Source organism: Micropruina sp. (assembly GCF_027492755.1).
GTDB lineage: Bacteria > Actinomycetota > Actinomycetes > Propionibacteriales > Propionibacteriaceae > Micropruina.
In genome coordinates this window covers 1-7,273 of sequence record NZ_JAPUED010000181.1, presented here as the reverse complement: position 1 = coordinate 7,273, position 7,273 = coordinate 1, and the positions used below count along the sequence as shown (strand labels likewise).

Annotated in this window: 7 protein-coding genes; all 7 read right to left on the bottom strand. The window is 68.2% G+C overall.

Translation table 11 applies throughout. From position 1 onward, the window contains the following. Positions 1-957 precede the first annotated feature (957 nt). On the bottom strand, positions 958-1,875 hold the full coding sequence (locus Q0066_RS12720; RefSeq protein WP_298133443.1) for a PRD domain-containing protein: 918 nt from the start codon (positions 1,873-1,875) through the stop codon (positions 958-960). A gap of 45 nt (positions 1,876-1,920) precedes the next feature. Then, entirely contained in the window at positions 1,921-3,453 is a 1,533-nt protein-coding gene (locus tag Q0066_RS12715; RefSeq protein WP_298133441.1) for a PTS transporter subunit EIIC, read from the bottom strand. A gap of 86 nt (positions 3,454-3,539) precedes the next feature. Continuing rightward, positions 3,540-4,232 carry an N-acetylmannosamine-6-phosphate 2-epimerase gene (locus tag Q0066_RS12710; protein ID WP_298133439.1) on the bottom strand — a complete coding sequence of 231 codons (693 nt, stop codon included), beginning with the start codon at positions 4,230-4,232 and terminating at the stop codon, positions 3,540-3,542. 260 nt (positions 4,233-4,492) lie between these two features. Continuing rightward, positions 4,493-5,143 carry a TIGR03085 family metal-binding protein gene (locus Q0066_RS12705; protein WP_298133437.1) on the bottom strand — a complete coding sequence of 217 codons (651 nt, stop codon included), beginning with the start codon at positions 5,141-5,143 and terminating at the stop codon, positions 4,493-4,495. Between the two features lie 123 nt (positions 5,144-5,266). After that, positions 5,267-5,509, bottom strand: coding sequence for a hypothetical protein (locus tag Q0066_RS12700; protein WP_298133435.1), 243 nt, complete (start codon positions 5,507-5,509; stop codon positions 5,267-5,269). A gap of 20 nt (positions 5,510-5,529) precedes the next feature. Beyond that, a complete protein-coding gene (locus tag Q0066_RS12695) occupies positions 5,530-6,795 on the bottom strand; it encodes an ABC transporter permease (RefSeq protein WP_298133433.1) in 1,266 nt (421 codons plus the stop codon). Further along, positions 6,792-7,273: ABC transporter ATP-binding protein (locus tag Q0066_RS12690; protein WP_298133431.1), on the bottom strand; the 482-nt coding region annotated here is incomplete at its 5' end. The genes Q0066_RS12690 and Q0066_RS12695, both read right to left, overlap by 4 nt.

Genomic DNA, 7,273 nt, shown 5'->3' with positions numbered 1-7,273 from the left:
GAGGTGGCGAGATTTGAACTCGCGATCGGGTTAACCCCGAAACCCGCTTAGCAGTTGGGCACAGAGGGGTCCGGGAGTGTCCGTACATGGTCGTGAATAGCCGGTCCACCCGATTGGGCGACGCCCGCGGACGGCCCCGGACGGGTGCGGTGGAGACCACTTCCTGGCCCACGCCGTGACTCATGGCTTTCGATTACGAGTTCCCCAGCCGGCAGTCGCGTGCACGGATTCGGCAACGTGACGCCGTTGATGGTCAGTGGTTCGAAGATCATGTCGCACCCCCGCTCGGTCTCTGGCACGAGTGATCGCGTCGGGACAGAACTATCCGAACACGCCGGCCCGCCGCTGTCTCTACGCAGATTTGCGTCGCGGGATGGTCCGGTCAGCCGAGCCGAACCAGGGCGAAGCCGAGCGCTCAGTCCGCGAGCCAGGCGCCGCGGTACATCACCTGTTCGACCGACCAGTCCGGGCCGAAGACCACCGCGTCCGCCCAGGCTCCGGGGCCGAGTTCCCCGACACCGGTGAGGCCCAGGTAGCGCGCCGGGTTGAGAGTGGCCGCCGGTCCGGGGTGTGCACCCGTGCCGGATCCAACCCCAGGGGCTCGGTCACGGTCCGCCGCACCACGTCCGCATAGGACTCCGGGTGACCCGGCGGCAGACCCACGTACTCGTCCAATGCGAACGCGGACGCCTCCGACAGATCGATCTCTCCCGCCGTCACCAACCGCGCCAACTCCCGGTACAGCACCAGCGGCGACGACCCCGTCGCCACCCCCAGGACGATGGACGGACCGACTCGACGCGCCACTTGAGCCACGACCCCGGCAGCGACCTGACCCACGATGTTCTCGTTCGGACAAATGACAATCTCCATGGCAACTCCTAGGTTGAGCAACTCTGATCTCGGGCAAGTTCTGGTCCGTCCACCGCCGCCGGGAGCGTGGCCGCGGGCACCACCTCAGCGGGGCGGCTTCACCTCCGCATAGAGCCGACTGGCATGCAACGCCAGGTACGCGACCTCTTCAGGAGTGAGGTCGCGAGCGGCATGGGCCGCAATCAGCTGTCCGATCTCCACGGCCACGTCGGCAGCACCGGGATCGGCCTCCAGAACCGCGGCCATGACGTCGATCCCCGAGGTTGTGACCTGCCGATCCTCGCCCAAGCGGGCGAAGAGGTAGCGCAGATGCGTGACGAATCGAGCGGCGCTGCGGGAGTGCCGGTCGATGGGGGTGTTCCACCGCTCGGCGAGGAGGGTGAACGTCTGGCTGATGGCCTCGGTCATGGCCAGGGTCTTGCCCAGGTCGCCGCCGACCCATTGCTGATTGATGAAGTGCAGCGCGAAGGCGACCCACTCGTCCTCCTGAAGCGACACCCCGAGCCGCTCGTTCACCAGCAGCACGGCTCGGCGTCCGACTTCGGCCTCATCCGGGTAGAGCTGCCCGACCTCCCAGCGGAGCGGGAAGTCGATCATCGTCCCCTGCCTCGCACGACGCAGCGCGTAGAGAAGATGGTCCAGCACGTGGAGCAGAAGCGCATCGGAGGCCTTGGTGCTGAGTTCCTCGTGGGCGAGTTCGGCGATGGCCTGAGCGACCTCGATCTCCTCGGCGGTCGCGTCGCTGAACAGGTCCGCCACCATCGCCGCCTTGTAGTGGCCTTCCGCCCAGAAGCGCCGGCTGCCGGTCGCGTCGACTTCCTCCCCTGGCTTGCGCTGGAAGCCGATGCCCTTGCCCAGCAGGACGACCTCGACCCCGGTCGCGTCCACCCCGAGGACGACGTTGTTGTTGTAGATCCGTCGGATCGTGACAGTCGCAGACACCGTGCCCTCCCTCCTCTGCCCGGCTCGGGGGCAGGAGGCCGGCGCGCCGGTCGACGGCACGCCGGGCCGCCAGTGGTGAGCCTAATCCAACCTCACGCGGTCGCCTCAGTCAACGATCCCGAGCGACTCGTTGATCGCGTGCTTGTACAGGATCGCCTTGGCTCCGTACACCGCCTGGACGCCGCCGCTGACCTCGAAGACGTCGACCGCGCCGACTCGTTTGAGGAGATCCTTGTCGACCTTCGCCGGATCCTTGACCGCCACGCGCAGCCGGGTGATGCAGGCGTCCACATCCTCAACGTTCTCCGGTCCGCCCAGGGCGACCAGGATCGTCGCGGCTTCCTTCTCCACATCGCTCTGGCCCGCCGAATCTCCGGACGGCGCACCGCCGACGGCGGCGGTCTCGGCCTCGTCGGCGACCAGCGTGTCCTCCAGATGACCCGGAGTGGCGACCTTGAATCGGTTGATCAGGAACCGGAACGAGAAGTAGTACAGCGCGAACCAGATCGGCCCGACGATGAGCACGTACATCCAGTGGGTACGGTCGTGACCCTGCATGATGCCGAACAAGGTGAAGTCGATGACCCCACCTGAGAAGGTGTTGCCGATGTTGATGTTCAGCACGTCGGCGACGTAGAACGAGACGCCGTCGAAGAACGCGTGGATGACGTAGAGCCACGGGGCGACGAACAGGAACATGAACTCGATCGGCTCGGTGATCCCGGTCACGAAGGAGGTCAGCGCCACCGACGCGAACACGCCGGTGTACTTGGCGCGGCGATCCTTCGGCACGCAGTGCCACATCGCCAGGCAGGCTCCCGGCAGGCCGAACATCATGGTGCCGAAGCGACCGGCGAAGAAGCGGGTCCCCTCGGTGAACATGCCCACGTGGTTGGGATCGGCGAGCTGGGCGAAGAAGATGGTCTGGGCACCCACCACCTCGACGCCGGCCACGATCTCCGTGCCGCCCAGCGGGGTGTACCAGAACATCGGATAGATGATGTGATGCAGGCCGGCCGCGCCGGAGAGTCGCAGCAGGAAGCCGTAGAAGAACGTTCCGATGGGTCCCATCCCTGCGATCGCGGTGCCGGCAGCGACCAGGGCGTCCTGCACCGGCGGCCAGATGACGAAGAACATCGCACCGACGAAGATCGCCGCGAAGGCGGTGACGATCGGGACGAAGCGGGATCCGCCGAAGAACCCGAGGAACGCAGGCAGCTGGATGTTGTAGTAGCGGTTGTGGAGCCAGACCGCGACGGCGCCGATCACCAGCGATCCCACGACGCCGGTGTCAATGCTCCCCTCGGGGTTGGTGAGGGCCAGGAGCGCGTTGATCGTCCCCACCATGACCAGGTAGCCGGTGACGCCGGCCAGCGCCGCTGTGCCCTTGTCGCGCTTGGCGAGACCGATGCACAGGCCGATGGACAGCAGCAGCGCCAGGTTGGCGAACACGACGTTGCCGGCTGCGGCCATGACGCCGAAGATGCCCTGCATGACGGGGTTGTCCAGCGCCGGGAAGGCGGCGATGGTGTTGGGGTTGGAGAATGCTCCGCCGATTCCGAGGAGCAGGCCGGCCGCCGGGAGGATGGCGATCGGCAGCATGAAGGACTTTCCGACCTTCTGCAGCATCTTGAACATGGGTCTCTTTCGGGTAGGCGGACTCGTTCACGAGCCCGGGGGATGGTCAGGTGTCGGAGCAGGCCGCGACCACGCGGCGCGGGAAGTCAGCGAAGGGCTTCGACGAAGCCGGTCGCGATCTCGAGCGGACGGGTGATGGCGCCGCCGACCACCACGCAGAACGCGCCGAGGTCGATCATCCGTCGCGCCTCCTGAGGGGTCCGGATCCGGCCCTCGGCGATCACCGGGACGCCGGCGTCCGCCGCGAGGCGCTGCACCAGGTCGAAGTTGGGCGCCGGTGCGCCCTCGGACTGGGGCGTGTACCCACTCATCGTCGTGCCCACGAAGTCGACTCCCGCGGCAGCCGCGGCCATCCCCTCCTCGTAGGTGGCGATGTCGGCCATCAGCGGAAGCCCCGGATGCGCCGCCCGGATCTGGGCGACGAACTCGCCCGGCGTGAGCCCGTCGGGGCGTTCGCGGAGGGTGCAATCCAGCGCGACGACGTCCGCGCCGGCGGCCACGAGTTCATCGACCTCGGCCATGGTCACGGTGATGTACGGCTCGTAGGGCGGATACTCCTGCTTGATCAGCCCGATGACCGGCAATGTCACCTCCGCCTTGATCTCGCGCACATCCCGGGCGGAGTTCGACCGGATCCCGACTGCGCCGGCACGTTCGGCCGCGCGGGCCATCAGGGGCATCACGCCGCCGGCTTCAACAAACAGGGGTTCGCCCGGAAGGGCTTGGCAGGACACCACCAGACCACCCCGAAGGGAGTCCGCAAGCGATGTGTTGGTCATGATCACCTCGGCAGCTCGACGTGGAAAAAGCCGGTCCCCCATCGGACCAGGCCCACGCCTCGGGTTTTGCCGTGAGTCACAATCCCGATGGCTGGCGCATCACGCGCGTTGGTGTGAACGTACACCAGGTCGCCGCCGCCATCAATAGGGTTGAAGGGCGTCCCGATCCGGGTGGGAAGGGCTGTCGCCGGTGTTGCGCGCAAACCGCCTGGGCCCGGCTGCTCCTCCGGGATGCGGGCGGGTGCGCGCTTTCGTGGTCCTCATTGCGCAGCGTGGGGATCGGCCGAGGCGAGGAAGGCGTCGACGGCGTGACGCGTGCCGTTGAGCTGGACGTCGGCGGCCCGCTGGCGTCCGCTGACGTAGAGCGCGAGCTCGACCGGGGTGCCGACGATCTCGACCCGGTCGGTGCCCTTCTTGACCACCAACCGGTCGCCGTCGGCGGTGACCAGGGCCACCTCCACCGGGGTGCGGCGATAGGCCATCCGCGCGAACAGCGGCAGCCGCTTCAGGATCGCCTGGCCCTCCTCCCGCGGTAACTCCCGGGGGGCGGGCAGGACGCCGGTGCCGCGGCGGAGATCCTCGTGATGGATGACGTACTCGGTCAGGTTGAGCGCCTCACCGGCCCAACTCATCGGCGACCAGCGGGGCGGGCCGTCCGCGAACCGCTGGATCAGCGCGGCGTAGCCCTGGCTGGTCGCAGTGGTGCCGGCAAGTCGGGAGAGGTGCTTCTCCCGGCCGGGCGGACGCTGGCTGGCGAGGTCGGCGACCGTGCCGAAGAGACTGTGCTCGCGCATCACCAGGTGCGCGAGCAGGCGGCCGGCGTTCCAGCCCTCGCACAGGGTCGGGGCGGTGGGGTCGCTGGCCGCGAACGCCTCGGCGAGCGCGGCGCGCTCGGTCGGTACCCAGTTCATGATCGGTTCTCCTCGGCACTGGCAGGTTCCTGGTCGCCGACCAGGCTGACGGAACACGTTTTCGACGGGAAGGCTCGACCGCGGGTGACGACCGCGTCCGGGCAACGGCGGCGTCCGGGTGACTCAGCCACCGAGAACCCGGTCGACTATAACCCCGGCCACGAAACCGGCCAGTAACACCGCCACCCAGATCAGGACTCGGGTGAGCCAGGGAGTCCGGGTACGGTGGCGCGGCTGGAACTCGGGGTCGAGGTCGTCGTCGGTCTCCTGACCGTCCGTCGTGCCGTCCAGGGGTTGCTCATCGAAGGCGAAGCCGTTGTCGGCCAGGGGTTGGGTGATCTCGTCCGGTGTGGCGGCGTTGGTCACGACGGTGTCCTTTCTGGGGCCTACTCGTAGCGCAGTGCGTCGATGGGGTGAAGCGAGGCGGCCCGCGTGGCGGGATAGATGCCGAAGAACAGGCCGACGGCGAGCGCGAAACCGAAGGCGAGCGCGACGGAGTAGGGCTCGATGACGGCGCGGAAACCGGCGACCTCGATCTGGACGACCAGGTAGCTGAACGCGATGCCGGCGATCCCACCCAGGACGGACAGGATGACCGCCTCCAGCATGAACTGGAAGGTGATGTCGGCCCTGCCTGCCCCGATCGCCTTGCGGATGCCGATCTCGCGGGTGCGCTCGGTCACGGTGACGAGCATGATGTTCATCACCCCGATACCTCCGACGAGCAGCGAGATGCCCGCGATCGCGCCCAGCAGGGTGGTGAAGATTCCGGTGATCGAGCTGGCGGCGTCCAGGAAGGTGGCCGAGTTGGTCACGCTGAAGTCGCGGTCATCGGCGGTGGTGCGGTGGCGGGCGTCGAGCACGGCCTCGATCTGGGCCTGGGCGGCATCGACGGTCTCGGCGGCGGTGGCCTGACCGGAGATGCTGTTCAGGTTCCCGTAGCCCGACAGGTGATCCTGAACGGCGGTCGCGGGCGCGAGAATCCGGTCATCGGAATTCTGGATGCCCGAGGACCCCTTGCCCTGGAGGAGGCCGATGACGGTGAACTCCTTGCCGTTGAGGCGGACCACCCGATCGAGGAGAGCGGTGCCGTCGCCGCCGACCAGCCCCTTCGCCACGGTTGGTCCGACCAGGAGAACCCGGGAGTGGGAGTCGAAGTCGGACTGGCTGAACACCCGGCCGTGCGTGACCGTGTCGTTGCTGATGGTCAGGTAGGTGGGGGTGGTGCCGACGGTGGTGCCGACCGTGTGCGAAGCACCGGCCAGGGTGGCCGTCACCGCGTTGGCGCTGACCACCGGGGCCACGTGGCGGACGTCCGGCGCCAGGGCCGGGTCGGCCAGTGCCGCGGCGTCGGCCATCGTCAGGTTGGCCTGCCGGATGGCCGTCCCGGACTCGCCTGCACCGCTCGCGCTTCCGGCGCCGCGACTGATCCCGAACCCGAAGCCACTGCCACTGCCAGGGGTGACGGTGAGAGTGTTGGTGCCCAGGGAGTCGAGGGTGTCGGTGACGCTACGGCTCGCGCCGGTACCGACCGCGACCAGGATGATGACCGCGGCGACCCCGATCATCACCCCGAGCATGGTGAGCGCGGAGCGGGCCTTGTTGGCAGTGACGCCACGCCAGGCGAACTTCGCGCCTTCAGAGATGCTCATGACGCCTTCTCGGCTGGGTGACCGACCAGGCCCGGGGGGAGCGAGTCGACCGGCACGGTACGTTCGTCCGAGACGATGCGGCCGTCGCGCATCCGCAGCACCCGCTTGGCGCGGGCGGCAACGTCCGCCTCGTGGGTGATCACCACCACGGTGCGACCCGCGGCGGAGAGCTGGTCGAACAGGGCGAGCACCTCGCCGGTACTGTGACTGTCCAGCGCGCCGGTGGGTTCATCGGCCAGCAGCAGCACGGGTTCACCGACGATCGCCCGCGCGATCGCCACCCGCTGCTGCTGTCCACCGGAGAGCTGCGCCGAGGTGTGGTCCACCCGGTTGGCCAGCCCCACCGTGTCGAGGGCCGCAAGGGCGCGGCGTCGGCGCTCCCGGGCGGACACTCCGGCATAGGCCAGCGGCAGCTCGACGTTCGACACGGCCGAGGTACGGGCGATCAGGTTGAAGCTCTGGAAGATGAACCCGATCT

Excerpts from the sequence above, each read along its gene's own strand:
- Q0066_RS12715 (WP_298133441.1), bottom strand. The coding sequence starts at position 3,453 with ATGTTCAAGATGCTGCAGAAGGTCGGAAAGTCCTTCATGCTGCCGATC.
- Q0066_RS12710 (WP_298133439.1), bottom strand. The coding sequence starts at position 4,232 with ATGACCAACACATCGCTTGCGGACTCCCTTCGGGGTGGTCTGGTGGTG.
- Q0066_RS12705 (WP_298133437.1), bottom strand. The coding sequence starts at position 5,143 with ATGAACTGGGTACCGACCGAGCGCGCCGCGCTCGCCGAGGCGTTCGCG.
- Q0066_RS12695 (WP_298133433.1), bottom strand. The coding sequence starts at position 6,795 with ATGAGCATCTCTGAAGGCGCGAAGTTCGCCTGGCGTGGCGTCACTGCC.